Here is a 25,127-nt window from a genome sequence, read left to right as displayed (position 1 = left end):
CGTCGCGGACCGTTATTCTCGGGCCATCGTCGCCACACTCGGACGGCACGTTCGTCTGACGGAGAGGATCGCCATGTCGCTGCCCACCATCCCCCCGGCGCTGAGCGTGGTGATGCCGACCTACCAGGATCCGCAGTGCCTCGCGCTGACCCTGCGGGCGCTGACCCGGCAGACGCTGCCGCCGGAGCGCTTCGAAGTGATCGTGGTCCGGGACGGTGGATCGTCCGACGGGTACGCCGAGGCCCTCGCCGAAGGTGCCGGCCTCCGCCTGCGCGTGGTGGAACTCCCCCGGCGCAAGGGCCGCTCCACCGCCCGCAACGAGGGGGCACGGGCTGCCACCGCACCCCTGCTCGTCTTCCTCGACGCCGACTCGTGGGCCGTGCCCGACCTGTTGGAGAGGCACCTGGCGTGGCACGGCACGCCCGGCAACGCGGCGGTGCTGATCGGCCGGCGGGACGAGATAGGCCTCGCGGACCTCCCGGCCGTGCTGGCCGGCGAGTCGGACACGATCGCGCGTGCCTTCCCGCACGGTGGCGACCTGCGGTTCGCGACGGGACTCCCGGACGACGGCGGCGACTGGCTGCGGGCCGGCTGGGTGATCGCCTACACGCACAACATCTCGCTCTCCACCGCGCTCTTCACGAAGGTCGGTGGCTACCGCGAGGCGTTCGGTCTCAGCTACGGCGTGGAGGACGTCGAGCTGTTCTACCGCGTGGACCGGAGCCTGCCGGACGGGGTCAACTTCGGCTACGACGACGAGGCCCGGGTCGTCCACCTGCCGCACCACAAGAACATCACCCGCAACTGGATGGAGATGAAGGCCAACTTCCAGCAGGCGGCCAGGTTGTACCCCTGCCTCGAATGGGAGTTCCTCACCGCGGTCATGGGGTACGAGGCGATCCGGCGGATCCTGTACTACCGGTCGCTCGTCGACGAGTGCGTCGAGCACTCGGCCTGCGCCATCGGGCCCGCCGTCGCGCGCCTCGCCGGCAAGTTGCGGGGACCCAAGGCGCTCTGGATCGGCACCGGCCGCGCCGAGGCCAGGCTGCCCGCCTCGGCGCTCACCTACGACTACTCCGCTCCCGTCGGGCCGGCCAACTTCCACCTGCTCGGCGTGGCCCCACCCATGCCGGCGGGCAGCATGGACGCGGTGGTGAGCGTCGACTTCTGGCGGTACCTGCTGTGGCCGGAGCTCTGCCAGTTCATCTCCGCCTCGGTGCAGCTGGCCGGCGAAGTCCACCTGGTCGCCACCGCCGACGCGACGCCGGGAATGTGCGCCGCCGACCCGCGGACGCTGGACTACCTGCGCCAGGCGCAGGCCGCCGAGTACGTGGCCGAGCTGCGCGCGGTCGAGGGGCTCGGTGACGTGTTGACGCTACGGGCCCGCCAGCCCGTGGCCGGCGTCACGCGCCGGGTGCCCGGCCAGGTTCCCGCCCGGGCACGACCCACGGCACAGGCGCCGGGGCGTCCCCCGGCGAGGTAGCAGATCGACGGTGCGGCCGGGCCCGACGTGCGGGTCCCGGCTCGCTGCACCGTGCCCGGATCCGTCGCTACAGCCGGAAAGGCGAGCATCATGCGCGTACTGTTGTCGACCCTCGGGTCACGCGGCGACGTCCAACCACTGGTGGCGCTGGCATCGCGGTTGAAAGCTCTCGGTCTGCAGGTTCGCCTCTGCGCCCCACCGGACTTCGCCCGGTGGGTGGCCACCTTCAAGATCCCCTTCGTGCCCGTCGGTCCGCCCTGGCGCAGGTCGGCGGCACCCAGGCCGCGGGCCGCCGTACCCCGCCCGTCGCCGGCGCAGGTGCGCCAGCTGGCGGAGTCCTCCATCGGCATCCAGTTCGAGGTGCTGTCGGCGGCGGCCCGGGACTGCGACGCCGTCGTCGCGTCGACCGGCCTCCAGATCGCCGCCCGCACCGTGGCGGAGAGGCGGGGCATACCGTACGTCTTCTCGGCGTTCTGCCCGGCGGCCCTTCCCTCACCACACCACGCTCCGCTGCCGCTGCCCGCCCTCGGGGAGGTGCCCGCGCCCGCGTCCGCGGACAACCGCGAGCTGTGGGCCGCCAACCAGCGGCACGTCAACGACACCTTCGGCGCGCCGCTCAACGCGCTCCGGGCGACGATCGGACTGGTTCCGGTCGAGGACGTCAGCGCCCACATCCACACCGACCAGCCGTGGCTGGCGGTCGACCGGACGCTGGCGCCCTGGCCGGACGCCGCCGACCGGACCGTCTACCAACCGGGCGCCTGGCTCCTGCCGGACGAGCGGGCGCTGCCGCCCGAGTTGACGACCTTCCTGGACGCCAGCGACGAGCCGTGCGTCTACGTCGGATTCGGCAGTGTCGCCGCACCCCCGGGCCTGCTGGAGACGGCCGTCCAGGCGGTGCGCGCGGTCGGCTGCCGCCTGGTCGTCTCCCGGGGCTGGGCGCCCCTCTCGCTGGCCGTCCGGGCGCCCGACTGCCTGGTCGTCGGCGAGGTGAACCAGCAGGAGCTGTTCAAGCGGGTGGCCGCGGTGGTCCACCATGGCGGCTCGGGCACCACGACCACGGCCGCGCGGGCCGGGACGCCGCAGGTCGTCATCCCGCAGGTCTACGACCAGCACTACTTCGCGCGCCGCGTGTCCGCGCTCGGCATCGGCGGCGCGCACTCCGGCGCGGTACCGACCGTCGAGTCGCTGACCGCGGCCCTCAGCGCCGCGCTGCGGCCCGAGGTGGCCGCCCGCGCCCGGACGTTCGCCGACGCCATCAGCACCGACGGAGCCCAGCTCGCCGCGGAGCGGTTGACCACCACCCTAGGGAGCTGAGGCGCCCGACCTTCCCGGAGCGCCGTCCGGACAGGAGGAGACCCGGCGCGACGGCATGTCACCGGCGGATGGTCCGCGACGACCCGGCGGCGGGGGTGGGCACGTGCCGGCCGGGCGCCGCCGGGAAGCAAGCGGCGCGCGGCCGAACCAGCCGCCACCCTGACCACCGCGCGAAGTGGGCAGTTGACGACAGGCCCCCACTCATCAGGAGGACGCACGCTGAGTTGATCTTGGGCTATGGCAGGTCACCGCTTCTGCAACATGATCGACGCAAAGTGTGCGTAGCGCTCCAAAGCCCAATCAAGCTGGGAGCAGGTGTACGAGTCTTGACACTGTATGCATCCGCCTGCTCGCCACGGCCGAACAGGCGAGGAAGACCAGTGAACGCCCAGGATGCGATGAACTTCAAAGATTTCCCGCGCTGTGGAGACCGGCTCATCGATCGGCATAGCGGGCACCTCTCCCGAGTGATCACAGGTAGGCCGCCGCAGGGGGCAGAGTCCGTGCGTCGTGCTCCCCCACGGCGGAACGACCGGAAGCCCTCGGATTGCTGAAGTCCAGGAGCAACCGACCACTGTCTCACTGTATCCACTGTCTCACTGTAGTCAAGTTCTCACTGTCTCTACTTCGCTGGGTTGTCGGCTTGTCCTGGTCACGTCCGGGCTGGAAGCATGATCACTGCTGAAGTCCAGGAGAGCTGATCATGCCCACCAGACCACCGCACTACCGGCGCGTTGCCGACGACATCGAGCGAAAAATCAGGTCAGGCGAGTTCCCGCCTGGCCACCAGTTGCCGTCCGTCTCTGAGATCGGAGAGCTTTACAACGTTGCTCGCTCAACTGCGTATCGCGCCGTCAAAGAGCTGCACGCCCGAAATCTAGTTTACGGGCAACAGGGACAGGGCGTGTTTGTCGCCGGGCCCGAGTAGACAGGGCTAGCGGTCATGCCGGCCCAGCAAAGGCCGGCATGACCGGCACACATAGGGAATTACTGTTCCTGTGACTCGGGATCCGGAATCTTCTCTTCGAGGCCAGGGCCGTCGTCTTCGGATCGCGCAAGGGTCATAGGGCTGACCTTGGGTTCTTCTGAGTCATCCTCCCACCATCCGCGATCGGTCGTCTTGAGAACCTCCCCGAAGCCCTCCTCGGCTTCATCGCTAAGGGTGAAATCTCTTGGCCAGCTATGATTGCCAGGCACATCCACTGCCGCTCGGGCCCCTTGGAATTCCCACACAAACGCTCTAGCCCCGCTGAAGGACACCACCCTATTGAAGGCCACACCAATGAAGTGGCTGTAGGTCAGCCTAGCTGTGTGAAAAATCGCCTCTCCATCAAAGCGGGATCCCTCACAGATGAAGCCGTCGAAGACCGCGCTTGTAAAATTTGCGGTGCCACCGAACCTCATCTGCGAAAAGACCCCCGATTCTTGACAGAAGAACTCGGAGAACTCGGACCGCCCGAATACTCTAGCCCGACTCATGTTGATAGAGGCGACCGCACAACCTCCAAAGTTGACGTGGGTCAAAGCAGCGCCGGTGAGATCCACATCAATTCCCGACCAAAATGCCGGTGACCCAGCGGCCCTGCGAGAACGGCCCTCACCAACAATCTCCGAATACCTCAGGTGTCTTGTCAGAATCTTCTGCGCCGCTAACCGAACCTGAAGTTCATGGTGACGCTTCTCGTCTTCCTCGTCGCGCTTCCCATTGACATGCCGAATCCCGTCATGCTGCGGCACGTCGTAGGGCATCCTGAGGTAGGCACAGATCAAATCCACAATTGTTTGTCGGTGTTCAGAGTTGTCCTGGGCAACACGTTCAAGTGCGTAGAGCGCAGCCAAGCGAACCGCAGCCTTCTCCGAACCTAGTTGTTCAGCAGCCTTCACGTAAAGCTCAGTAACCCGCTTTTCCGCGGCATCATGCTTTGTATCTTCTGCGATCCGGTTTTTGTACTCCTGGTCGGCATGGTCTACACGCTCTTTGACGTACTGACGCCGTAGGGCAAGAAAGAGAGCGATAAGGCCACCGGTTCCAGCGCCCACAGCGAGGATGTTGCGGATAACGTCAACGCGAAGCTGCGCCTCACGAACGGCAAGTTCCGGCGAGCTGGGAAGACTCGCCGGAACCTTTGCTGCATCCCACATCAGCCATGCTGCGAAACCCGTGACTATAAGCGCAGCGATCGACAGGATTAGCAAAGTTGCTATATGAATGGGCTTGTAGGTTCGCGGCTTCGGGGTCTTCTCTGGCTTCTTGCCCTGCATCTGCATTTTCGCCTCGTCAGCAGCACGCTCAGACCAACGCTTACGTAAAGCCATAATCGGCTTAACGCGCTCGTACCACGGGGGACGTTCGGACATCCCTAGATTATCGCGCAAGAGCACAATATCGGTCTAGCTAACGTCAGTTCGTCCACAGCGGGCGGTGGAGGTATCTCCGCATGCGTGTCGTTTGGCGGAGCGGGCAACTCTTGCAAGCCAGTTCGATTTACTAGCCCACCACGCTTAAGGTTGGCAATCCGCCTTTCCAATGCGCTCATCACGTCGATTAAATCTGGCGCACCTAGAGAAGCTGCGCACTTTCATTGCTGCCCGTGACCGGGTGTTGGAGTTTACCTCCCGCCCTGAGGGCGTGCGCTTTACGTGACCGGAGTGCGGAGAGCAGGCAGCCCTTCTGTCCGAGGGCCGCCACTTTCTGGGTCACCCACACGCTGAAGTCGGGGGTGCTGTACGGACGCTTCCAGGACTACAGCCGTGCACGCCCCTTGGCGCGTGAGGAGTACAGGAGCCCGACCATCGACGCGTCGATGCTCCCGCTGCACCTGTCCGGGAGGAGGGGAGCTACGTAGTACTCCCCTCCGTCCGGGGACAAAGGGACAGGACGGAGCCGGCCAGAGAAGAACAACAAGATCCACACCGACACGGCGGCCAGAGGGCACCTCTCTCCTGGCCGCCGGGCCATACCCTGGCCGCCTGTGTCAGCACCGTCCGAAGGAGACAGACCGCATGACCGATCCCATCGTGATCTCCGTAGCCAAGCCGCTCTGGACGACCTGGGGGGCGGACCGGAAGCTAACTAGGATGAGCCGACAGGGTCTTGCCATGCGGTCCACGGACCAGCTCCGCGAAGACCTCTCATTCATGGAGGAGACGGCGGAGGACGTGAAAGCGGAGGTGGTGTACGGCCTCTGGATGGACGGCTCGCAGAACCTCCCCCGGCCCATCACGGAGAAGGGCCTGGTGCCCGAGGAGGAGTTGTACGCCCTGGGCGAGACGCCGGAAGAGGCCCTGAGGAAGGGCCAGAAGATGCGGGCCAACCTGGCGGCCCGCATCCAGGAGGAGCTGGATAACCGGAACTGACTCCTCCCTGGCCGCCTGGCCCGCTGCCTGGGCGGGGCTGGGCGGTCGCCCAACGAATTCCCCAGGCCAGGGACCTTCTTCTTCTGGTTCGGCCCTGGCTAGGCGGGAGGCCTTCCGGGGCCGGAGAGGAATCTCCGGCCCGGGCAACCCCGGCATGATGATGACGTTGGTGAAGCCGGGGCCGGAGATGAAGTCCGGCCCCGGCTCCAGGCTAGGTGCGCCTCCTGCTGGGCCGCCTCCGCAGCATCACCGTAATGGCGCTGATGGCAGCAACACCAACCCCGCCGATCGTGGCGATGGCGGCCTGCCCGACGGCGTCGATCTGCGGGCCGTGCGCCAGGGCAATCCAAAGCACCGCCCCGACCGGCACGAACACCACCAGCACAAGCGCCCAGATCGGGATGTTCTCCGGGCTCAGCAGCCCCCCGGGCTGGTCCTGCCCGATCTCTCTCGTTACCGTGGTCACCTGGTCTCGTTCCTCCTGATAGCTGGTCCTTGCTCGGACATTGGTGGACGCGACCGTTCAAGGCGGCCCCCCGGGTGGCACCCCGGGGGATCCGCCGCCTTGACCCACTCATGCGGGCCGATCGCTTTGTCCGGAGACTGTATCGCCCGGGTATTACTGAAATCCCGCCCCGCGCGTTCGGCAGATGCCGCCGAACAAACTGCCGAACAAGCGCCGAACACGAGTCACCCCCGCTCCGTGCTGGTCAGGTGAGTGCGCTTTGACTGGTCGGGACGCCTCTCGCCATGTCGAAAACCTCCTCCTTCGGGTGGGTGAGCCTGCCCGGGAAGTCACCTGATGGACCTCGCCGAAGGGGCACCCGGTGGTCGTTTGGATCGCACCATCGCCACTGATGCAGGCACTGCCTGGGACGCCCATGAACACCTTGCACGTCCCACCCCTGCCGCTGGCGGCCCAGTCGTCCGTCATCGGCGGTTGACTTTCACCACCCACTGCGCTCAGCGCATAACCACAGCCTCAGCGCGCCTCGGGACGGGACCGCCTCGCGTGACCGTCCACGGCATCCCCCACGACGACGCCCCGCTGCTCCGCGCCGGCCCGGTCCTCATCGCCGCCATCGTGCGCCTGCCGGGGGCGCCGGAAACCTAGCCGGTTGCCGGCGTCGAGGGCAGCCTGCTCCACCCGCTGGCGGTGGTCCCGCCACCACGGCTCGTCAGCGGATGGCAGGTTGTCGTTACCGGGCAGCAGCCCAGCCGCGCCGTCGACCAGCTCGCGCACGATGTCCGCGTGGCCGGCGTGCCGTTGTGTCTCCGCGACGACGTGGACCAGGACGCGGTGCAGCGTGACCGTGGCATCGCCCCACCACGGCACCCGGCCGACGTCGTCGAGCGCGAGGGCTTCGATGGTGGTGTCGGCGTGGAGGCTGGCGCGACGGTAAAACGCGGGCGCGCCGACGACATCCGGCACAGGGTCCGGTGTGGCGCATGGCCGCGGGTACCGTGGTGTGACGCGACGACGGTGGAGGTGTTCGTGGTGCGGTTCGGGTTGTTCGGCACCGGTCACTGGGCGGCCGAGACGCACGCCGCGGCGCTGCACGCGCACCCGGGGGTCGTGTTCGCCGGCGTGTGGGGCCGGGACCCGCGCAAGGCCGCGGCCCTGGCCGAGCGCTACGGGGTGCCGGCGTTCGACGACGCCGACGCGCTCATCGACGCCTGCGACGCGGTCGCCGTGGCCCTCCCGCCGGACGTCCAGGCGGGCATCGCGGTCCGCGCGGCCACCGCCGGCCGTCACCTGCTGCTGGACAAACCGCTCGCGTTGAGCGTCGCCGACGCCGACCGGGTGGTCGACGCCGCGCAGGCGGCGGACGTCGCCTCGGTGGTCTTCTTCACCGGCCGCTACCGGCCCGACGTGGCCGCCTTCCTCGCCTCGACGGCCGCCGTCGGCGGGTGGCACACCGCCAGGGCGCTCTGGTTCGCGTCCATCTTCAAGCCCGGCAGCCCCTACGGGGCCTCGTCCTGGCGCCGGGAGCACGGCGCGCTGTGGGACATCGGCCCGCACGCGCTGTCGTTCGTCCTGCCGGTGCTCGGCCGGGTCACCCGCGTCGCCGCGATGGACGGGCCGAACGGGCTCGTCAACCTGCTCCTCACCCACGACGGGGGCGCCACCAGCACGGTGTCGCTGACCCTGGACGGCCCGCAGGAGGCGGTGGCCCGGGAGTTCGTCTTCTACGGTGAGAACGGCGTCGAGACCGCTCCGGCGGGCCAGGGCGACGCGGCGACCGCCCTCGGGGTGGCGATCGACCAGCTGCTGGAGGAGATCCGCTCGGGCACCCGGGACCACCGCTGCGACGTGCGCTTCGGCCGCGAGGTCGTGGCCGTGCTCGCCGCCGCCGAGACCGCCCGCGCCGAGGGGCGCACCGTCGACCTGCCGAGCTGAGGGCCGCACCCGGGAGGCGGAAAAGCGGTCGCCTCCGGGGAGGGGCGCGGCTAGGGTCGCCGCATGTCCGCACACGCTCTGATCGAGAGGGTCGGCACGCCGGCCGTCCTCGGGTCGCTTCTGGCGGCCCGTCTGCGAGTCCGGCGTCCGGCCCTGGCCGGCGCGACCCGCGACTGACCCCGTACCGCACCCGCGGCGCCACCGCCTGGGCATCCCCGGGCGAGACGCCGCCCCCGCCACGCATCCGGGTGCCGTCCCGGGGCTGAGTGCCGCCCGTCGGCACCACCCCCGGTCGTCCGCTCCGACGTGGCGCTTCGCCGTGCGCCGCCGATCCCGCGTTCCGCGTCACGCCCAGGGCCGTCCGAGTCCCCGAACCCTCGGACAGGCCCCCTTCCGCGGCTGCCTGTCCGCTCCGTCGCCGCACGGCGACAGACAGGACGACGACCTGTGGCGCCCCGCCGTACCCGAGCAACCGAACGCGACCGGTCCCGTCGCGTACTCTCCCAGAACTTCCTCGCCGACCCGGCCGCGATCGCCCGGATGGTGCACGCCGCCCGCCCCCGGCCCGACCGGCTCCTGCTCGAGGTGGGCGCGGGCCGGGGCCAGCTCACCCGGCCGCTCGCGGCCCGCTGCCGGCACCTGACCGCGTACGAGGTGGACCCGGCCGCCGGCGCCGAGCTGGCCAGGGTCTGCGCGGCTCTGCCGAACGTGACGCACCGGCAGCTCGACTTCCTCACCGTCACCCCACCGCCGGAGGAGTTCGATGTGGTCGGCAACATTCCCTGGTCGCTGACCTCGGCCGTGGTGCGCTGGTGCCTGGCCGCGCCCAACCTGCGCGCGGCCACCCTGCTCACCCAGGTGGAGTACGCCCGCCGCCGCAGCGGCGACTACGGCCGGTGGACCAGGCTGACCGTGCTGACCTGGCCGGAGTTCGGCTGGCGGCTCGCCGGGCGGGTGCCCCGCACCTCGTTCCGCCCGGTGCCGGGGGTGGACGCCGGCATCCTGCGCGTCGAGCGGCGGCCGGAGCCGCTGCTGGCCCCGTCGGCGCTGCCCGCGTACCGCCGGATGGTGGAGATCGGCTTCGACGGGGTCGGCGGCTCGCTCGCGGCCTCGCTGGCCCGGCACCACCCGCGGGCGCGGCTGGCGGCGGCGCTGCGGGCGGTCCGGCTCGACCCGGCCACCCCGGTCGGACATGTCTGGCCCGAGCAGTGGCTGGTGCTGTTCCGGCTGTTGCACGCCCGATGAGGAGTCAGGCCAGCGTGTTGAGGGCCTCGCTCAGCTCGGCGGGGGAGTCGAACTCCTCCGCCGGCAGGGCCCGGAGCGTCTGGAGCATCGCCGTGCTGACCCCGTTCTCCTGGCCCCAGCGGACCAGGTCCTCCCGCGAGACCGGGTAGTCGAGCCCGGCCAGGTACTCCTGCAACTGCACGCCGGTGACGGTCATGCCGGCGGCCTACCCGCTCAGCCCGCCGGCACACGCCCGCCGATCGACGTTCGGCGGTTTGCTCCGGCGGCGCGCCGGGTAGCCGCCGGCATGCTGGTTCAGCGGCTCGGCGCGCCGAGCGACTTCGACCCGTTGCTGGAGCGCGTCCGGGACGCCCGGATCGTGATGATCGGCGAGGCGACACACGGCAACTACGACTACTACCGCCTGCGCGAACAGCTCACCCGCCGGCTGATCGCCGAGTGCGGGTTCTCCTTCGTGGCCGTGGAGGGGGACTGGCCCGACTGCGACCGGGTGCACCGCTCGGTGACCGCCGCCCCGGGCGGGGCCGCCGACCCGCGCGTCGCGCTGGAGCGCTTCGAGCGCTGGCCGACCTGGATGTGGGCGAACGCCGAGGTGGCCCGCTTCTGCTCCTGGTTGCGGGCGTGGAACGTGGAGCGGCCCCAGGACGCCCGGGCCGGCTTCCACGGCCTGGACGTCTACAGCCTGTGGGAGTCCATGCAGGCGATCTTCGACTATCTCGGCGAGGAGGACCCGGGGTCGCTGGAGGCGGCGCAGGACGCGTACCGCTGCTTCGAGCCGTACGGCAAGCGCGTCGAGGAGTACGGCATGGCGAGCCGGTTCGTCTCCGCCCGCTGCGAGGAGGAGGTCGTGCGCCTGCTGGCGCGTACCCGCGAACAGGCCGTCGCGGACGGCCCGGACAGCTTCTCGGCCTGGCAGAACGCGGAGGTGGTGGCCGGCGCGGAGCGCTACTACCGGGCGATGGTGGGCGGCGGGCCGGAGTCGTGGAACATCCGGGACACGCACATGACGGACACCCTCGACCGGCTGCTGGAGCGCTACGGCCCGGGCGCGCGGGGCATCGTCTGGGCGCACAACACGCACGTCGGCGACGCCCGGGCCACCGACATGGCCGCCGACGGGATGGTCAACATCGGCCAGTTGGCCCGCGAGCGGCACGGCGCCGACGAGGTGGTCCTGGTCGGCTTCGGCGGCTACCGGGGCACGGTGATCGCCGCGCCCCGCTGGGGTTCGCCGGCCGAGGCGATGGTGGTGCCGCCGGCCCGCCCCGGCTCGGTCGAGCACCGGCTGCACGAGCTGATGCCCGAGCGGGCCGTGCTGGTCTTCGGCGGTGACGACCAGCCCGGCTGGGTCACCGGAACCGCCGACCACCGGGCGATCGGGGTGGTCTACGACCCGTCCTTCGAGTCGTGGGGCAACTACGTGCCGACCCGCCTGGGGGAGCGCTACGACGCCCTGATCTGGTGCGACGAGACCACGGCCCTGCACCCCCTCCCGGCCCTGACCACCCCGGGCGAGATGGAGACCTACCCGGCCGGCGTCTGACCCGGGCCCACCCAGGTCCCGGCGATCATGCAGTCGTGGTGCCCGTTCCAGCCGGGTTCGCCGGTTGTGCGGGGCACCACGACTGCATGATCGACCGAAGCGGTGGGTGGGTCAGGGGTGGGCGGGGTGCTTTTCGTCCAGGTGGGCGCGGAGGCCCTCGCCCTCGATGTCCACGTTGGGCAGGATCTTGTCCAGCCAACGGGGGAGCCACCAGGCCCGCTTGCCGAGCAGCGACATCACGGCCGGCACGATGGTCATCCGGACCACGAACGCGTCGATGGCGACGCCGATGGCGAGCGCGAAGCCCATCGACTTGATGACCGGGTCGTCGAGGAAGACGAAGCCGCCGAACACCGAGATCATGATCAGCGCGGCGGCGGTCACCACCCGGGCGCCGTGCCCCATCCCGTTGATGGTCGCCTGCTGCGCGGTGTCGCCGTGCACGAAGTCCTCCCGCATCCGCGAGACCAGGAAGACCTCGTAGTCCATCGCCAGGCCGAACAGGATGCCGATCAGCAGGATCGGCAGGAAGCTGACCAGCGGACCGGGCGTGTCCAGGCCGACCAGGTCGGCGAGGTGGCCCTGCTGGAACACCGCCACGGTGATGCCGAAGGTGGCGGCGACGGTGAGCAGGAAGCCCAGCGCGGCCTTGACCGGCACCAGCAGCGAGCGGAAGACCAGCATCAGCAGCAGCACCGACAGGCCCACCACCAGCAGCAGGTACACCGGCAGGGCGTCGGAGAGCTTCTCGGAGACGTCGATGCCGATCGCGGTCGCCCCGGTCAGCAGCACGTCGACGTCGCCGAACCCGCCCACCTCCGCGCGGACGTCGTTGACCAGGGTCTCGGTGGCCTCGTCGGTCGGGCCGGTCTTCGGCACCACCCCGAGCAGTGCGGTGCGGCCGTCCGGACTGAGCTGCGGCGGGGCCACCGCGAGGACGTTCTCGGTGCGCTGGATCAGCGCGGTGACCTGCGGAATGGCGGCCGAGGTCGCCTGCGGGGTGTCACCGGCGACCACCACCGCGAGCCGGCCGGTGAAGCCGGGCCCGAAGCCCTCGGTGATCACGTCGTTCGACTCCCGGGCGGCCGAGCCGACCGGCGCGGTGCCCGCGTCGGGCAGCGCCAGCCGCATGTCGGGCGCGGGCAGGGCGAGCAGCCCCAACCCGATCAGCCCGACCAGGATGACCGGCACCCGGAACCGGGTGACGAGGCGCGCCCAGCGGAACCCGAAGCCCGACCGGTCCTCGGCGGGCGGGGTGACCGCGTCGGCGGCCCGGTCCCCGGCCGGCACCGTCGAGCGCAGCTTGCGGGGCAGCACCCGGCGGCCGGCGAAGCCGAGCAGGGCCGGCTGGAGAGTGATCGCGACAAGCACCGCGATGGTGACCGTGCCGGCGGCGGCCAGACCCATCACCGTCAGGAACGGGATGTTCACCACGGCCAGCCCGGCCAGCGCGATGACGACGGTGGCGCCGGCGAAGACCACGGCCGAGCCGGCGGTGCCGACCGCCCGGCCCACCGCCTCGTCCGGTGGCAGCCCCTCCATCAGGTTCTGCCGGTAGCGGGAGGTGATGAAGAGCGAGTAGTCGATGCCGACCGCGAGGCCGAGCATCAGGGCGAGGATCGGCGCGGTGCTGCTCAGGTCGACCACGCTGCTGATCGCGAACAGACCCGCCATGCCGACGCCCACGCCGATCAGCGCGTTGAGCATCGTCATCCCGGCCGCCACCAGCGAGCCGAAGGTGACCACCAGGACGATCGCGGCGACCGCCACGCCGATGGCCTCGGTCGAGCCGACCTCCGGCACGCTGCTGAGCACCTCGCCGCCGGGCGCGACCTCCCAGCCCTGGGCCTCGGCCCGCTCGCCGACCCTCTCGTACGCGTCGCGCTGGGCGTCGGTCACCTCGTCGGCGCCGGTGGCGAACTGGACCTGGACCAGCGCGTACCGGCCGTCGGGGGAGACCGCCCCCACCTGGAACGGATCGACGGCGCCGACGACGCCGGGCAGCGTGGCGGCCTCCTGGGTGAGTTCCTTCACCACGGCCTGCCCCTGCGGGCTGGCGAGCGCGCCGTCGGCCGGCGCCTTGACCGCGATCGTGCCGGTCGCGCCGCTCGCCGCCGGGAACTGCTCGGCGAGCAGGTCCAGGGCGCGCTGCGACTCGGTGCCGGGCATGGTGAAGTTGTCGGCTATCGGGCCGCGCAGGGTCGCGGCGGCGAGGCCGAGACCGACGAGTACGACGAGCCAGATCGCCGCGACGAGTCGCCGCCGGCGCATCGAGCCCCGGCCGAGCCGGTAGAGCAGGGTGGCCATGAGTTCCTTGTCCTCGGTCGTGGATGGTTGGGTACGGATCAGTCGACGGGCTCCAGTGCCCGCCGGGCGAGTGCCAGCAGGGCGGCGCGCAGTTCCTCGTCGGGTATGTCGGCGAACTCCCCGCAGGTCTCGGAGATGCCAGCGAGCAGCACCAGCGCCACGATCCGGGCGGACGGGCGTTCCGGGTGCCCGGCGAGCGCGTCGACCAGCCGCTCGGAGATCCGCTGGATGTGCGCGAAGGCGGGCTGCTTGAGCAGCTCCGGGAACTCGCCCCGGAGCAGGGCGATCTCGCGGCGGAAACGGACCGCGAGGTCGACGAAGCCCTCGGCGGCGACCCGTTGGGCGTCCGCGCCGTGATGCGCGCGGATCCGCTCGTCGAGCGCCTGGAGGACGTCGATCGCCGGGGCCATCAGCTCGGTGAGGATGGCCTCCTTGTTGGCGAAGTGGTAGAGCACCGCCGCCTTGGAGCAGCCCACCTCGCGGGCGATGTCCTGCAACGAGGTGCCCCGGTAGCCGGTCGTCGCGAAGCGTCGGGCCGCCGCCGCAAGGATCTCGTCGTGCGTCTCCGGAACCATCCGCGCCATGCCGGCCCACCTCCCCGACCAGCATGCCTGACCGATCGGTCAGACCCTGACCGATCGGTCAGATCGAGAGCGTGGCGTTCCCCACACGCGGCCGGGGTTTAGCCCTCCGGGACGGGCGGAAGGTCCCCGACGTGCGCCCGGTCGTACCTGGCCCGGGCGTCGGCGATCGCGCTGCGGTGCCGTTCCGCCCAGCGGGTCAGGGCCACCAGCGACTCGTGGAGTTCCAGCGCGATCGGGGTGGCGGTGTACTCCACCTTCGGCGGGACGGTCGGATGGACCTTCCGGTGCAGCAGCCCGTCGCGCTCGAGGTTGCGCAGGGTGAGGGTGAGCATCCGGCGGCTGATCCCCTCCACCCGGCGTTCCAGCTCCGTGAAGCGCACCGGGCCCTGGGAGGCGGCCACGAGGATGCCGATGCTCCACTTGCCGCCCACCCGGTCGAGCACCTCGCGGACCGTGCAGGCCGTGGTCTGGCCGGGGGCGAAGGATCCGTCGACCGCCCCGCACGCCCCGGACGCCCGCCCGCCGGTGCCGTCGCTGTTTCCCTGCGACACGCCCCTGCCTCCTCACGCTCCGCCCTCATGGTCACAGAGGGTGTTCCCCGCCGACAAACCGCGTCCCCCGTGCGCCGCCGGCGGCGATCCGTTCGCGGCGGTTCGCCCCGCCGCGTCCGGTTGACCGTTGGCCCCCGGGCCGCGAAGGTGGTCGGATGAGTGGCGCTGACGAGACCCGGGACGGGGTGTCGCTGACCAACCTCGACCAGCCGTTGTTCGACGGCGCCGACGCGACCAAGCGGGACCTGGTCGACTACCTCGACGCGGTGCACGAGCGGATCCTGCCGCAGCTGCGCGGCCGGCCGCTGTCGGTGATCCGGGTCCGGCCGGGGCAGCCGCCGTTCATGCAGAAGAACCTGCCGAAGTACACGCCGGACTGGGTGGCCCGCACGCCGGTCTGGGCCGAGGCGTCGCACCGCGAGATCTCGTACGCGCTCTGCGACGACCGGCGCACCCTGCTCTGGTTCGCCAACCAGCGCGCGGTGGAGTACCACCCCACCCTGGCCACGGTCGACGACCTGCACCGCCCCACCCACCTGGTGCTGGACCTCGATCCGCCGGAGGGGGACTCCTTCGCGCTGGCGGTCGCCGCGGCGCGGCTGGTCCGGCAGGCGCTCGCCGACGCGGGGCTCGCCGGCGCGGTCAAGACCAGCGGGGCCAAGGGCGTGCACGTCTTCGTACCGGTGGCGGAGGGCGCCACGGTGGAGGACATGGCCGCCGCGACCCGGGCGGTGGCGGCCCGCGCCGAACGGCTCGATCCGGCGCTGGCCACCACCGCCTTCATCCGCGAGGACCGGGGCGGCAAGGTGTTCGTCGACTCGACCCGGGCCGGCGGGGCGACAGTGGTGGCCGCCTACAGCCCCCGGCTGCGGCCGGGCGTGCCGGTCTCCTTCCCGGTCGACTGGGCCGACCTGGGCGACGTGACCCCGGCCGACTTCACCATCCGCACCGCCCCGGCGCTGACCGCCGGACACGACCCCTGGGCCGAGCGGCTGCCCGCGCCGCAGCGGCTCCCGGCGGACCTGGTCGCGGAGGGGCACACCATCCCGGTCGCCCGGGTGCAGGCCATGCACGAGGGCAAGCGCCGGGCCCGCGCCCGCCGCGCCGCCGGCTGACGTACGCGCACCAGCCCCGCCCGCCACCGGCGGCCCTGCCGGTGCCCGTCACGCCGCCGCCGCCGTCGCTCGCCGCCGTCGCTCGCCCGTCGCCTGTCGCCGTCGCCCGTCCCGTCGTCCGTCGCCTGTCGTCCACCCGGGCTACGTCGGGAGGCGACGCCCGGCCGCGCGGACGGGCGACCGGCCTGCGCCGCCGTACGTCCACAGGCGACCCCGCCTTCACGCCGTCGGGCGGCAGACGGGCCGCGGCGGCCGACCTAGCGTCGACGACGACCCAGCGGACGGCGCCGGGACGGCCCGGCCGACGGCGCCGGGACGGCGTCGACGGATCGGCAGGAGGACCCATGACCCGCGACAGGCTCACCTGGACGGTGCTCGTCGTTCTGGTGTGGACGGCGATGATGTCGTTCGGCGGCGTCGCCGCCGAGACCGTGATGCTCTACCCGAACATCTTCGGGGACCCGCCGTCGTCGCTGGACCGGGCCCGCGAGTTCCTGGTGGCGGGCGGCCCGAGTGACTACTTCCCGCCGCTCGGCGCGACCGTCGTGCTCGCCTGCCTCGCCGCGGCGGTGCTGACCTGGCGCGACCGCCGGCTGCGCTGGTGGATCGCCGGCGCGGCCGTGGTCTTCGTCGCCTGCGAGTTCCTGTTCTCCGTGTTCTTCTTCTGGCCGCGCAACGAGATCATGTTCGTCGACCCCGTCGGCACGCACTCACCGGAGTACCTGCGTCAGGTCGCGGCCGAGTTCGTCGCCGGGCACCGGGTGCGTCTGGTGGGCGGGGCGGTGACCGCCGCGCTGGCGTTCGTCGCGCTGCTGCGCTGGGCGGGGCGGCCCGGCACGGACCCGGCCGACCGGGCGGGACGGCGCGCCACGGACCCGGCCGACCAGGTGGTGTGAGCCCGGACCTGCAAGGAAACGAACATTTCTCCGGCGATGTTGACGATCTCCTGCGGATCCCGGCGAGATGTGCAGGAGATCGCTGGTTCGGCGGTCGTGGCCCATGCCACACTTCCCGGCATTTCCCGCGCCCGTCGGAAGGACCGCACCCATGCCATCGCCGACCGCCAACGAACCCGCCCGTCTCCCGATGGACCGCCGCCGTCTGCTCGGCCTGGGCGTCGGCGCGGTCACCGCAGCGGCCACCGGCGCGACGGTCGGCGCCGCGCCCGCGACCGCCGGCCGGCCCGCACCCCGACCCGGGGGGCCCTGGTCGCCGGGGTTCGCGCTGCTGGGCGACACGCAGATCGACGTGGACCTGCCCGAGCGGACCGAGGGCGTGCGCTGGACGTACGAGCAGATCGCCGCCCGGAACCCGGAGGTCGTCTGCCACGTCGGGGACATCGTCGAGCACGGCTCCGTGGCCGAGTACGACACCTACCTCGACACCATCCCGGTGGCGCTGCGACCCCGGATCCGGCACGTGCCGGGCAACCACGACTGGCGGTGGGACAGCACGGCCGGCGAACGGTACGGGTCGCTGTTCGGGCCGAGCCGGTACTCGTTCGACCACGACGGCCTGCACTTCGTCGCCCTGGACCCGAGCCACCTGCTCCAGGAGCCGGGCGGGTTCGGCGAGTCCGGCATCCGGTGGCTGACCCGCGACCTGGACCGGGTGCCGCGCGGCGTGCCGATCGTCATGCTCTGCCACTTCCCGTTCGGCGGCGACAACTACTACGTCTCCGACCAGGAGCGGCTGCTGCGGCTGCTCGACCGCTACGACGTACGGGCCATGTTCGCCGGGCACGTGCACGCCGAGCAGGTGCAGCGCTTCAACGGGGTGACCCAGTTGGCGGTCGACGACACCCGCGGCTCGGCGATCTACTACTGGGTGCAGCGCACCGACGGCCCCGACGGTGAGGTGCTGAAGGTCACGGCCGTGCAGCGGGCCGCCGACGGCAGCGCCGAGTCCCGGGCGGTGCTGGACATCCCGATCGCCGGCCCGCGTACCGCCGCCGCGCAGCGACCCCAGACGGTCTCGCTCGACCCGGCGGGCGCGGCGCTGGCGGTGTCCGTGCGGCTCGCCCCGCACGCCCGCACCGCCAACGTGAAGGCCCAGCTCTATCCGCAGCACACCTACGGGCTCAAGGACGACGGCCAGTGGCGCAACCTGGCCCCCGACGGGGCCGGCCGCCGCTACACCGGCGGGCTGGACCTCACGTCGCTCCCGCCCGGCGAGCACCGGATGACCGTACGGGTCACCGACGCCGACGGCGCCTGGCACGAGCAGACCCGCACCTTCGCGCTGCGCGACCCGACCCGGCGGCTGCGCTGGAGCGAGCAGCTCGGCGCGCCGGTGCAGGCCGGCCTGGCGGCCCGGGACGGCCTGCTGGTCGCGGCGACCACCGGCGGGAACGTTCTCGGCGCCCGCCCCACCCGCCGGGGCTTGTCCCGGCGCTGGCAGACGCGGATCGGCGCGGTGTACGGCCGGCCGGCGTTCGCCCCCGACGGCAGGACCGTCTACGTCCCCTCCGACGACCACCGCCTCCACGCCCTCGACGCGGCCACCGGCCGGCGCCGGTTCAGCCACGACGCCGGCGCCCCGGTGCTCGGCAGCCCGCTGGTCACCACGGTCGACGGTCGTACCGTCGTGGTGATCTCCGCCGGCGAGACCCGGCAGGCCGTCGACGCACGCACGGGCGACCCGGTGTGGCGGGTGGCCGGGAAGGGCATGTTCGCCGGGCGCGCCGCCAGCGACGGCACCCGCGTCTACGCCGGCGCCGGCGACGGCAACGTCTACGCCCACGACGCCCGCACCGGTGCCGTGCTCTGGTCGTTCTCCACCACCACCCGCACCACCGCCTACAGCCGCCTCATCTACGGCCCCTGGGCGGACAACCTGGAGGTGCTGCCCAACGGGCTGGTCCTGGTGTCCACCGTGGCCAGCGCGTTCGCGCTGGACCCCGCGACCGGGGAGCCCCGCTGGTCGATGGCCGGCTCCTATGTCTACGCCCCGAAGCTCGTGCTGGACGGCGGCGACGTGCTGATGTTCGACGACGGTGGCCGCACCGCCTCCCGGGTGGACCCGGCCACCGGCCAGGCCCGCTGGACAGCCGGGCTGGGTGCCCGCCCGGTCAGCACCGGCGCGGCGATCCACGACGGCGTCGCGTGGACCCCGACCACCACGGGACTGCTGGTCGGGCTCGACGTGGCCACCGGGGCCGTCCGCTCCCGGTTGCAACTGACGACCAGCGCCTACTGCTACAGCCCGCCGGTCGTCATCGGCGACCTGCTGCTGGTCGGCGACCAGGACGGTTTCCTGCACGGCCTCGCCGCCGACTGACCCCGTGGCGGTGCGGCACCGCCGACTCCTCGACGCGGTGCCGCCCGCCCGCACTGCTTCCGGCCGGGTGTCCGCGCGGACGGCGGCTGTGGGCGCGAGTGCGGCCCGGGTGACACCCCACCCGGGCCGCAGCAGTACGTGACCACGGCGATCTGGGTACGCGGGCCGGGCCGGCTGGGTGGTCGGTGTTCGCGCGCGGGACGGGGCGCCGGTCGGCCTCGGACGGCGTGCGTCGAAGGCCACCCGCGTCGCTGCCGGGAACGGCCTCGCCGCAGCCCTGGTACACGGAGACGCCCGACGACACCTGTCGTCGGGCGTTTGCGTGGTCGTCTTCGTCGAAGATCGACGGAGGGAACGGTCAACCTCGGATGAGCGAGGTATTGACTGATGTGGTGTGGTGCCCCCGGCAGGATTCGAACCTGCGCCCCCGCCTCCGGAGGGACGTGCCGTACCCATGATGCAATTGCCTCTGACCTGGAGAAACACCCAGCCCGTCGGAAGGGACATCTCTACGTCGGCACGCATTCGGCACAGAGCGCGCAAGTAATCGACGTCACCGCTGTTGCAGGGCAGACTGTGCGAGTAGCAAGAAGTCACCGCATGGTTACGCCCTGTCCGTGGGCTCGACGGCCACTCCCGGCCATGTTCAACCGACTCAACCTCTTCCTTTTCTGTCGCATCGGTGACAGCCGAACGTTCAAATCCATACGCCCCGTACACTGTCTGATCGGCTACTGCATGTCCACGCCTCGCCTCAGATGGGGTTATTTTGTCGAACAAGAGAACGACCTTTCGCCAAAGGTCATGGGGTGCCTGGGCCGGCGACCTGCGCGAACTGCATGCCCTTGCAAATATCCTTCGTGAGAGCATCCGCGAACGTCAGCAGACCGCCTTGAAAGAGCTAGAAGAACTCATTGATTCCGTTGGCAATGAAATTGAGCGCGAGCCTTCCGATTTCAAGAGAAATAAGCTAAACCAGCTACGGGGGTCGCGGGAGCGCATCCTGTCGGGGAAAATTGAGTTCTTCGTTCGTCTGGACGTCGAAGACCAGCACGAGACGGTGTCAGGGCAAGCCGAAGAAGTGCTTTCGGAGCTTGACAGGCGTAGTACTAAGTCTGTGGCCATGACCGCCAGTCCATATCGGTACCTGGCCGGGGATATTCATGATGTCGAGTTGGAGCATGAGTCGACTCTTATCGAAGGGATCTATCTGCGCCTGGGTGGCAGTAGCCGCTCTAACCTTCTGGGTGCGGAGGTCCGGGTGTCGTCTCCTGACACCGGTTGGGCCCGATCAACATTTGCCCGGATTGTGGACGAAATTGAGAAAGGCGTTCCCCGGTGGGCTCGCCTCCGTAGGCACTTCCTGTTGCCTGCCGTATTCATGACGGTAGCCCTCGCAATTCTAGGCTTCTCAGTTGCTTATTCGGTAAAGGAATACTGGAGAGACTGGCCGGTTTTGCCTGTTCTTGCAGGCTTCGTAGGATTTATGGGTTTTCCTCTCGCCTATGGGACCAAGCTTTTTGACTGGCTTTTTCCGCCCTTTGAGGTAACGGGTGAGGGGAGTCAGCCATCCGGAGCCCGACGAATCGCGGTCATAGTGTCCCTTATGCTCTCAATCCCCATTGGGGTATTCGTTAACTCGATATCCTGAGTGCGCCCACGTCGATGACTGAATAGCCTGGATAGCCTACGAGCGGAAGGAGGGGTTTCGCTCGCCGGATGTCGGGGGGATGAAGCGGGAGACTGGAGATTTCAGCCTTGTACGCGCCCGATTGGCCTGAGGCCTTAAGCGTCTCTGATCGCACGTGCGATCAAGGTGGCAGCCTGATCCGGGGTAAGACTGTTGGTGTCAATTCGTAGGTCGGCTTCGATCAAGTCTCTCGTTTCATCCCAGGCCCTCATTCGCGCATCGACATCCCCGGTGCCTCTTGCTGAGATGCGGTTGAGCGCTATATGCCTAGGGCAGGATAAAGCCACGATAAGCCAGCGGGACTTAGGGATTGCCTTAACGACGGCGCTGACTGCCTGAGCCTGGCCGAGATGAACGACGGGTATCGTGCTAGCAATATCGTGTTCAAGGGTGGGTCGGTCGATTAGGTAAAGGGAATCGTATCGGGCATTTTCCCAGATTATCTGTCCCCTTGATCGGAGTGCGCCCGCCTCTTCCTCGGTTGTCATTCGATACCCGGCAGTTCGCCCGCTGCCAACTTTCATTCGATGGAACAAGGTGAATCGTGAATCCCGGCGTTCCAGTTCGGCCGTAATGGTGTCCTTTCCTGCGCCAGGGGGGCCGTATAGAATAACGCCCCTCACCTGCGAGCCTCGCCGTCCAGAATGCGGCTCAGTAGTTCTTTTGCTTGCTGCTGCAAGGGGAGGCCGGAAGCGCAGTTGTCGATCAGGTGATGTGCGACGGGCGGCCGAAAGCTTGTATCGATGCCAGCAATGTAATCTGACCAGTTAGAGAGCTTGGCGGAATCGCGTGCCGCGCCGCGCCGGCGCACGTAAGTATGCATCACGTCCTTGTCGCAGTATAGCCACACGAGGACTGTTTTAGCCCCCATGTCTTCATAGGTTGCCTGTGTTCTTTTCAGCCATGCCTCGTCGCTGAACTCGCGGATAAACGGCGCAGTTAGAACCACACTGTTGCCGCACAATACGTTCTCATGTGCTGCCGCCGCCAATGCCTCATACTCGCGCGGGCGAACCTTATCAAGGTATTCGCTCGATTCGCGGTCGTTAGGCGAATGCCCTAGGAATTCTAAAGCGGCCTCTACGACCGGCCGGGTAAGCGTGTCTTTGTCGAGCATTGGCCAACCAGTTTCCCTGGCGAGAATGCGCCCTAGCTCCGTCTTTCCGCTGCCCGGATATCCTCCCACCAGGACAACATTCGGTTGCCTTAGGCGGACTTCCTTCGTGCGTACTTGTCCTGGCGCGCGAACTACCCGCTTTGATCGCGACTTGCTTTCAATTAGGCCTTCACCTGCGAGTATCTTCATCGCTTCGGAAATCGTGAAGACGCTAACGCCCCACTGTGCTGCCAACTCCCGCGTGGACTGCAAAACCGTGCCATCGCGCAGAGCGCCAGATTCGATGTCATTCCTGATGTTTCGGGCAACCTGCACATGCAGTGACTCCGCCCGGTTCAGTGGGGCCGGAGGGGTGGCCATCGATCACTCTCCCTTACTGGACATGTGGCGAACCGGGTCAGCCTACCAGCTACCTAACAGGTGATAGGTCGGCTACCGCAGGTCAACGGGCATCTTCGCGCGTCATTCGACCTAACAGTTGACCGGAGCACCTACCAGTTGTTAGCTTGCTTCTACGCAAGCCGGCCGGATGGCTCGGGGGACGGCGGCACACGGTTGCCGCGCGCCCATGGGACGCCGGATCAGGTCGATCTTTCTTAACTCCACAGCGACAGGAACAAGCGCGCGAAGGCCGTCACGCGGCATCCCTGCATTGAGCCACCAGGTGGCCGACCCCGGTAGGTCCCGGGCGAGCGGGGCGAGTGAAGACGGCTACCGCGCGCTGCACATGCCCACTTCTGGCGCGGCGGCGCGGGGCCGAGACGGCCCCCCGCCGCTTCCCACCGACTTCCCCGGAGGTTCCCCGTGCGAACGCACCTCACCCCTGTCACCGCCGAGCCGACTGCCGCCGACCTGGCCGCGATCGACGCGGAGTGGCCGCTGATCGCGGCTGAACTGGACGTGCTCGACGCCGAGATCACGATGTTCTACGCCGAGGACCACGGCGGCCCGACCGCGCTGGATTGGCGGCGGCTGCGCCGGGCCGAGGCCCGCGTCACCCGCGCCGCCGCCGAGCTGGCCGCCGGCATCGCCGGCCCGCACCGCGCGGCCTGATGTCGCGCATCCGCGCCGCCTACCACGACCCGGAAGGCACGCGGTACGGCATCCCCACCTACTGGTGGCACGGCGCTCCCGCCGGCTACGCCACCCGCCGCCAACTGACCGCCGCCGGCCTACGGCCCGGTGGTCAGCCGATCGCCGCTCAGGTGCTCTGGCAAGGGGTCGGCGGTACCCGTGCCGCCTACCTGTACCGGGTCGACCTGGCCCGCCCCAAGCGCACCGCCACCCCCGCCCAGCTCCGGGCGGTCCGCGCCGCGCTCACCGCCCGCCGGACCTGCCGCATCTGCCGGCAGGTGCGGCCGTACTACATCCCGCGCTCGCTCGGCGAGTGCCTCGAATGCGCCCACCCCATGGAGGCCGCCGCATGATCCCCCGCACCTACACCCACCCGAGCGTTCTGGCCGGCATCGCCGCCGGAGCGCCGTGGGCCGACCCGACCATGGACCCCACCGCCATCGACTGGACCTCCCGCCGGGCCGCCGCCGCGATCCCGTTCCCGCTGGTCGACGGACGCCCCGTCAACCCGTACGCCCCGACCGGCATCCGCTACGGCCGCAACCAGCTCGGCCACTGGGGCGAGGCCCTGGCCGCCGACGCCCTGGTGTCGCTCTGGGACGAGAACCGGCACCGGTGGATCGTGATGGTGGAGCGCGGCGACGGCCACGGCTGGGCGCTGCCCGGCGGCCACGTCGACCCCGGCGAGACGCCGGCCGACGCCGCCGTGCGGGAGCTGGCCGAGGAAACCGGCCTGATCCTTCCCGATGCCCGGTGGGACCTGTCGGCACCGCGCTACGTGCCCGACCCCCGCGCCTCGGACGAGGCATGGATGGTCACCGTCCTGGCCCGCACCTGGATCGGCCACCACCGCCGCGACGACTTCCCGCCGGTCACCGGCGCCGACGACGCCCGCCGGGCGCTGTGGCTGCCCGCCGACGACTACGACGTGCTCGCCGACTACCTGGCCGACGCCTACGACGGCCAGGTGTTCCCCGCCCACCGTGACCTGCTCGCCGACAACCTGGACGAGGTGACCCGATGACCGCCCCCACCATCAACGGCACCCGCTACCCCCAGCCGGTAGACGCCCTCCTGCCGGCCGCCCGGAACCTGGACCTACCCGCCGGGCAGACGCTGCCGTCACGTAACCGACTCATGCGGGAGTTCCGCATCGGAGCGCCGAAGGCGGATGACCTGCTCGCCCGCCTCAAGGCCGAGCGCGAGAAGCGCACCCGCACCGAGCAGACCCGTACGGTGATGATCGCCCGGGGTGCCCTGCTGCCCCTCGACGCCGACCTGACCGACCTCGCACTGACCGACCTCGCCGAGCCGGCCCCCGTGCCACTGGACTACGCCGAGCCGATCGGCCCGAACCCGGCACCGCCGGCACCGGCCGAGACGACGGAGCGGGCAGACACGCTGCGCGCGGCGATGACCGCCCGGGGCGCACTGCTGCCGCCCGCCGGCACGTCCTGGACGGACCCGGGCGTACCCGAGTCCGCGCCGGTCGCCGAGCCGGCCCCGACCCCCGCACCGCCGGCCCTCGTCGCCGAGGCGGCCGAGCAGGTCACGGTGGTCGGTCACCCGGGTCCCAACATCACCACCGCACCGGCCGCTACCCGCTCGGCGGGGCGGGGGTGGGCGTACGTCGGGGTGATCCTCGGCGGGGTGGTGTCCATCGCGGCGAACGTGGCTCACACCTACTTGCCGAAGCCGCCTGAGGGCGCACCCGCCGGGTGGACCCCGGCCCCGGACTGGTCCCCGTCGCCCCTGGCGGTGGCGTTCTCGGTGTTCTGGCCGGTCGCCCTGTTCGTCGCGGTGGAGATCCTGACCCGCATCCCGTGGGGCGAGGGCCTGCGCTGGTTCATGGCCCGCATCGTCGGTGTGCTGCCCGTCGCCCTGGTCGCCGCTGTCGTCTCGTACCGGCACCTCGCCGGACTCCTGGAGCACTTCGGCGAAGACCCCCTGACTGTCGCCATCGGCCCCCTGGCCATTGACGGGCTGATGGTCATGGCATCCGCCGCCCTGCTCGCGACCAACCGCCACCGCAACCGCACGTAACGCCGCCCGGCGGCACGGCCC

23 protein-coding genes are annotated in these 25,127 nt (G+C 70.2%); 15 read left to right on the top strand and 8 right to left on the bottom strand.

Annotated elements, in window-relative coordinates:
* Nucleotides 1–73 precede the first annotated feature (73 nt).
* The 3 genes from ACN27A_RS16145 (at nucleotide 74) to ACN27A_RS16135 (ending at nucleotide 3,728) form a co-directional block, all read left to right on the top strand.
* Nucleotides 74–1,483: a glycosyltransferase family 2 protein gene (locus ACN27A_RS16145; protein ID WP_421454225.1), complete on the top strand. Its 1,410-nt coding sequence runs from the start codon at nucleotides 74–76 to the stop codon at nucleotides 1,481–1,483.
* Nucleotides 1,484–1,573: 90 nt separating this feature from the next.
* A complete protein-coding gene (locus ACN27A_RS16140) occupies nucleotides 1,574–2,800 on the top strand; it encodes a glycosyltransferase (RefSeq protein WP_421454223.1) in 1,227 nt (408 codons plus the stop codon).
* 703 nt (nucleotides 2,801–3,503) lie between these two features.
* A complete protein-coding gene (locus ACN27A_RS16135; protein WP_421454220.1) occupies nucleotides 3,504–3,728 on the top strand; it encodes a GntR family transcriptional regulator in 225 nt (74 codons plus the stop codon).
* A gap of 59 nt (nucleotides 3,729–3,787) precedes the next feature.
* Here the strand turns inward: ACN27A_RS16135 and ACN27A_RS16130 are convergent, their stop codons facing one another.
* Nucleotides 3,788–5,158, bottom strand: a complete 1,371-nt coding sequence (locus ACN27A_RS16130; RefSeq protein WP_421454217.1) for a pentapeptide repeat-containing protein — start codon at nucleotides 5,156–5,158, stop codon at nucleotides 3,788–3,790.
* A 645-nt stretch (nucleotides 5,159–5,803) separates the two neighbouring features.
* Between ACN27A_RS16130 and ACN27A_RS16125 the strand changes: the two genes are divergently transcribed.
* Entirely contained in the window at nucleotides 5,804–6,157 is a 354-nt protein-coding gene (locus ACN27A_RS16125) for a hypothetical protein (RefSeq protein WP_421454214.1), read from the top strand.
* Nucleotides 6,158–6,368: 211 nt separating this feature from the next.
* Here ACN27A_RS16125 and ACN27A_RS16120 read toward each other — a convergent pair whose 3' ends face one another.
* On the bottom strand, nucleotides 6,369–6,623 hold the full coding sequence (locus tag ACN27A_RS16120) for a hypothetical protein (protein ID WP_421454211.1): 255 nt from the start codon (nucleotides 6,621–6,623) through the stop codon (nucleotides 6,369–6,371).
* A gap of 516 nt (nucleotides 6,624–7,139) precedes the next feature.
* Complete coding sequence (locus tag ACN27A_RS16115; protein WP_421454208.1) at nucleotides 7,140–7,589, bottom strand: DUF664 domain-containing protein; 450 nt, start codon at nucleotides 7,587–7,589, stop codon at nucleotides 7,140–7,142.
* Nucleotides 7,590–7,652: 63 nt separating this feature from the next.
* Between ACN27A_RS16115 and ACN27A_RS16110 the strand changes: the two genes are divergently transcribed.
* Nucleotides 7,653–8,558 carry a Gfo/Idh/MocA family protein gene (locus tag ACN27A_RS16110; protein WP_421458487.1) on the top strand — a complete coding sequence of 302 codons (906 nt, stop codon included), beginning with the start codon at nucleotides 7,653–7,655 and terminating at the stop codon, nucleotides 8,556–8,558.
* A gap of 447 nt (nucleotides 8,559–9,005) precedes the next feature.
* Nucleotides 9,006–9,803 carry an ErmE/ErmH/ErmO/ErmR family 23S rRNA (adenine(2058)-N(6))-methyltransferase gene (gene erm / locus ACN27A_RS16105; protein WP_421454205.1) on the top strand — a complete coding sequence of 266 codons (798 nt, stop codon included), beginning with the start codon at nucleotides 9,006–9,008 and terminating at the stop codon, nucleotides 9,801–9,803.
* Between the two features lie 4 nt (nucleotides 9,804–9,807).
* Here erm and ACN27A_RS16100 read toward each other — a convergent pair whose 3' ends face one another.
* Nucleotides 9,808–9,999, bottom strand: coding sequence for a DUF2795 domain-containing protein (locus tag ACN27A_RS16100; protein WP_132231166.1), 192 nt, complete (start codon nucleotides 9,997–9,999; stop codon nucleotides 9,808–9,810).
* Nucleotides 10,000–10,089: 90 nt separating this feature from the next.
* Between ACN27A_RS16100 and ACN27A_RS16095 the strand changes: the two genes are divergently transcribed.
* Nucleotides 10,090–11,346 (top strand): erythromycin esterase family protein, encoded by a 1,257-nt coding sequence (locus ACN27A_RS16095; protein ID WP_421454201.1) that lies wholly within the window; start codon nucleotides 10,090–10,092, stop codon nucleotides 11,344–11,346.
* A 111-nt stretch (nucleotides 11,347–11,457) separates the two neighbouring features.
* Here the strand turns inward: ACN27A_RS16095 and ACN27A_RS16090 are convergent, their stop codons facing one another.
* From ACN27A_RS16090 to ACN27A_RS16080, 3 genes are all read right to left on the bottom strand, one after another.
* Nucleotides 11,458–13,653, bottom strand: coding sequence for an MMPL family transporter (locus ACN27A_RS16090; RefSeq protein WP_421454198.1), 2,196 nt, complete (start codon nucleotides 13,651–13,653; stop codon nucleotides 11,458–11,460).
* Nucleotides 13,654–13,691: 38 nt separating this feature from the next.
* Entirely contained in the window at nucleotides 13,692–14,237 is a 546-nt protein-coding gene (locus ACN27A_RS16085; protein ID WP_421454195.1) for a TetR/AcrR family transcriptional regulator, read from the bottom strand.
* 98 nt (nucleotides 14,238–14,335) lie between these two features.
* Nucleotides 14,336–14,788, bottom strand: a complete 453-nt coding sequence (locus ACN27A_RS16080; RefSeq protein ID WP_421454192.1) for a winged helix-turn-helix transcriptional regulator — start codon at nucleotides 14,786–14,788, stop codon at nucleotides 14,336–14,338.
* A gap of 155 nt (nucleotides 14,789–14,943) precedes the next feature.
* On the opposite strand from ACN27A_RS16080, the gene ligD reads away from it, so the two are divergent.
* The 4 genes from ligD to ACN27A_RS16060 all read left to right on the top strand — a co-directional run bounded on the left by ligD (nucleotide 14,944) and on the right by ACN27A_RS16060 (nucleotide 20,833).
* Nucleotides 14,944–15,903, top strand: coding sequence for a non-homologous end-joining DNA ligase (gene ligD, locus ACN27A_RS16075; protein ID WP_421454190.1), 960 nt, complete (start codon nucleotides 14,944–14,946; stop codon nucleotides 15,901–15,903).
* 344 nt (nucleotides 15,904–16,247) lie between these two features.
* The gene (locus ACN27A_RS16070; RefSeq protein ID WP_421454187.1) at nucleotides 16,248–16,799 is read left to right on the top strand and encodes an anthrone oxygenase family protein; all 552 of its coding nucleotides are present in this window, start codon (nucleotides 16,248–16,250) and stop codon (nucleotides 16,797–16,799) included.
* Between the two features lie 151 nt (nucleotides 16,800–16,950).
* Nucleotides 16,951–19,182, top strand: coding sequence for a PQQ-binding-like beta-propeller repeat protein (locus tag ACN27A_RS16065; RefSeq protein ID WP_421454184.1), 2,232 nt, complete (start codon nucleotides 16,951–16,953; stop codon nucleotides 19,180–19,182).
* A gap of 769 nt (nucleotides 19,183–19,951) precedes the next feature.
* A complete protein-coding gene (locus ACN27A_RS16060) occupies nucleotides 19,952–20,833 on the top strand; it encodes a hypothetical protein (RefSeq protein WP_421454181.1) in 882 nt (293 codons plus the stop codon).
* Between the two features lie 658 nt (nucleotides 20,834–21,491).
* Here ACN27A_RS16060 and ACN27A_RS16055 read toward each other — a convergent pair.
* Nucleotides 21,492–22,349 carry an AAA family ATPase gene (locus ACN27A_RS16055; RefSeq protein ID WP_421454179.1) on the bottom strand — a complete coding sequence of 286 codons (858 nt, stop codon included), beginning with the start codon at nucleotides 22,347–22,349 and terminating at the stop codon, nucleotides 21,492–21,494.
* Between the two features lie 444 nt (nucleotides 22,350–22,793).
* Between ACN27A_RS16055 and ACN27A_RS16050 the strand changes: the two genes are divergently transcribed.
* Genes ACN27A_RS16050 through ACN27A_RS16035 form a run of 4 tightly spaced genes read left to right on the top strand, consistent with a single transcriptional unit; the run spans nucleotide 22,794 to nucleotide 25,106 of the window.
* Nucleotides 22,794–23,042, top strand: a complete 249-nt coding sequence (locus tag ACN27A_RS16050) for a DUF6284 family protein (RefSeq protein WP_421454176.1) — start codon at nucleotides 22,794–22,796, stop codon at nucleotides 23,040–23,042.
* Entirely contained in the window at nucleotides 23,042–23,416 is a 375-nt protein-coding gene (locus ACN27A_RS16045; protein WP_421454173.1) for an RRQRL motif-containing zinc-binding protein, read from the top strand. Before ACN27A_RS16050 ends, ACN27A_RS16045 begins: the two co-directional genes overlap by 1 nt.
* Nucleotides 23,413–24,087 (top strand): NUDIX domain-containing protein, encoded by a 675-nt coding sequence (locus tag ACN27A_RS16040; RefSeq protein WP_421454170.1) that lies wholly within the window; start codon nucleotides 23,413–23,415, stop codon nucleotides 24,085–24,087. Before ACN27A_RS16045 ends, ACN27A_RS16040 begins: the two co-directional genes overlap by 4 nt.
* Nucleotides 24,084–25,106: a DUF2637 domain-containing protein gene (locus tag ACN27A_RS16035; RefSeq protein ID WP_421454167.1), complete on the top strand. Its 1,023-nt coding sequence runs from the start codon at nucleotides 24,084–24,086 to the stop codon at nucleotides 25,104–25,106. Before ACN27A_RS16040 ends, ACN27A_RS16035 begins: the two co-directional genes overlap by 4 nt.
* Nucleotides 25,107–25,127 lie beyond the last annotated feature (21 nt).

This window comes from Micromonospora sp. WMMD737, assembly GCF_049179055.1.
GTDB classification, from domain to species: Bacteria; Actinomycetota; Actinomycetes; order Mycobacteriales; family Micromonosporaceae; genus Micromonospora; species Micromonospora reichwaldensis.
Note: the sequence above shows the minus strand (reverse complement) of the source record. Positions and strands in the feature narration are given on the sequence as shown.

Bases quoted from the DNA above. Each gene is read 5' to 3' on its own strand.
- ACN27A_RS16130 (WP_421454217.1), bottom strand. From the start codon at position 5,158: ATGTCCGAACGTCCCCCGTGGTACGAGCGCGTTAAGCCGATTATGGCT.
- ACN27A_RS16090 (WP_421454198.1), bottom strand. From the start codon at position 13,653: ATGGCCACCCTGCTCTACCGGCTCGGCCGGGGCTCGATGCGCCGGCGG.
- ACN27A_RS16035 (WP_421454167.1), top strand. From the start codon at position 24,084: ATGACCGCCCCCACCATCAACGGCACCCGCTACCCCCAGCCGGTAGAC.
- ACN27A_RS16140 (WP_421454223.1), top strand. From the start codon at position 1,574: ATGCGCGTACTGTTGTCGACCCTCGGGTCACGCGGCGACGTCCAACCA.
- ACN27A_RS16135 (WP_421454220.1), top strand. From the start codon at position 3,504: ATGCCCACCAGACCACCGCACTACCGGCGCGTTGCCGACGACATCGAG.
- ACN27A_RS16055 (WP_421454179.1), bottom strand. From the start codon at position 22,349: ATGGCCACCCCTCCGGCCCCACTGAACCGGGCGGAGTCACTGCATGTG.
- ACN27A_RS16045 (WP_421454173.1), top strand. From the start codon at position 23,042: ATGTCGCGCATCCGCGCCGCCTACCACGACCCGGAAGGCACGCGGTAC.
- ACN27A_RS16095 (WP_421454201.1), top strand. From the start codon at position 10,090: ATGCTGGTTCAGCGGCTCGGCGCGCCGAGCGACTTCGACCCGTTGCTG.
- ACN27A_RS16100 (WP_132231166.1), bottom strand. From the start codon at position 9,999: ATGACCGTCACCGGCGTGCAGTTGCAGGAGTACCTGGCCGGGCTCGAC.
- ACN27A_RS16065 (WP_421454184.1), top strand. From the start codon at position 16,951: ATGCCATCGCCGACCGCCAACGAACCCGCCCGTCTCCCGATGGACCGC.
- ACN27A_RS16070 (WP_421454187.1), top strand. From the start codon at position 16,248: ATGACCCGCGACAGGCTCACCTGGACGGTGCTCGTCGTTCTGGTGTGG.
- ACN27A_RS16040 (WP_421454170.1), top strand. From the start codon at position 23,413: ATGATCCCCCGCACCTACACCCACCCGAGCGTTCTGGCCGGCATCGCC.
- ACN27A_RS16085 (WP_421454195.1), bottom strand. From the start codon at position 14,237: ATGGCGCGGATGGTTCCGGAGACGCACGACGAGATCCTTGCGGCGGCG.
- ACN27A_RS16145 (WP_421454225.1), top strand. From the start codon at position 74: ATGTCGCTGCCCACCATCCCCCCGGCGCTGAGCGTGGTGATGCCGACC.
- ACN27A_RS16125 (WP_421454214.1), top strand. From the start codon at position 5,804: ATGACCGATCCCATCGTGATCTCCGTAGCCAAGCCGCTCTGGACGACC.
- ligD (WP_421454190.1), top strand. From the start codon at position 14,944: ATGAGTGGCGCTGACGAGACCCGGGACGGGGTGTCGCTGACCAACCTC.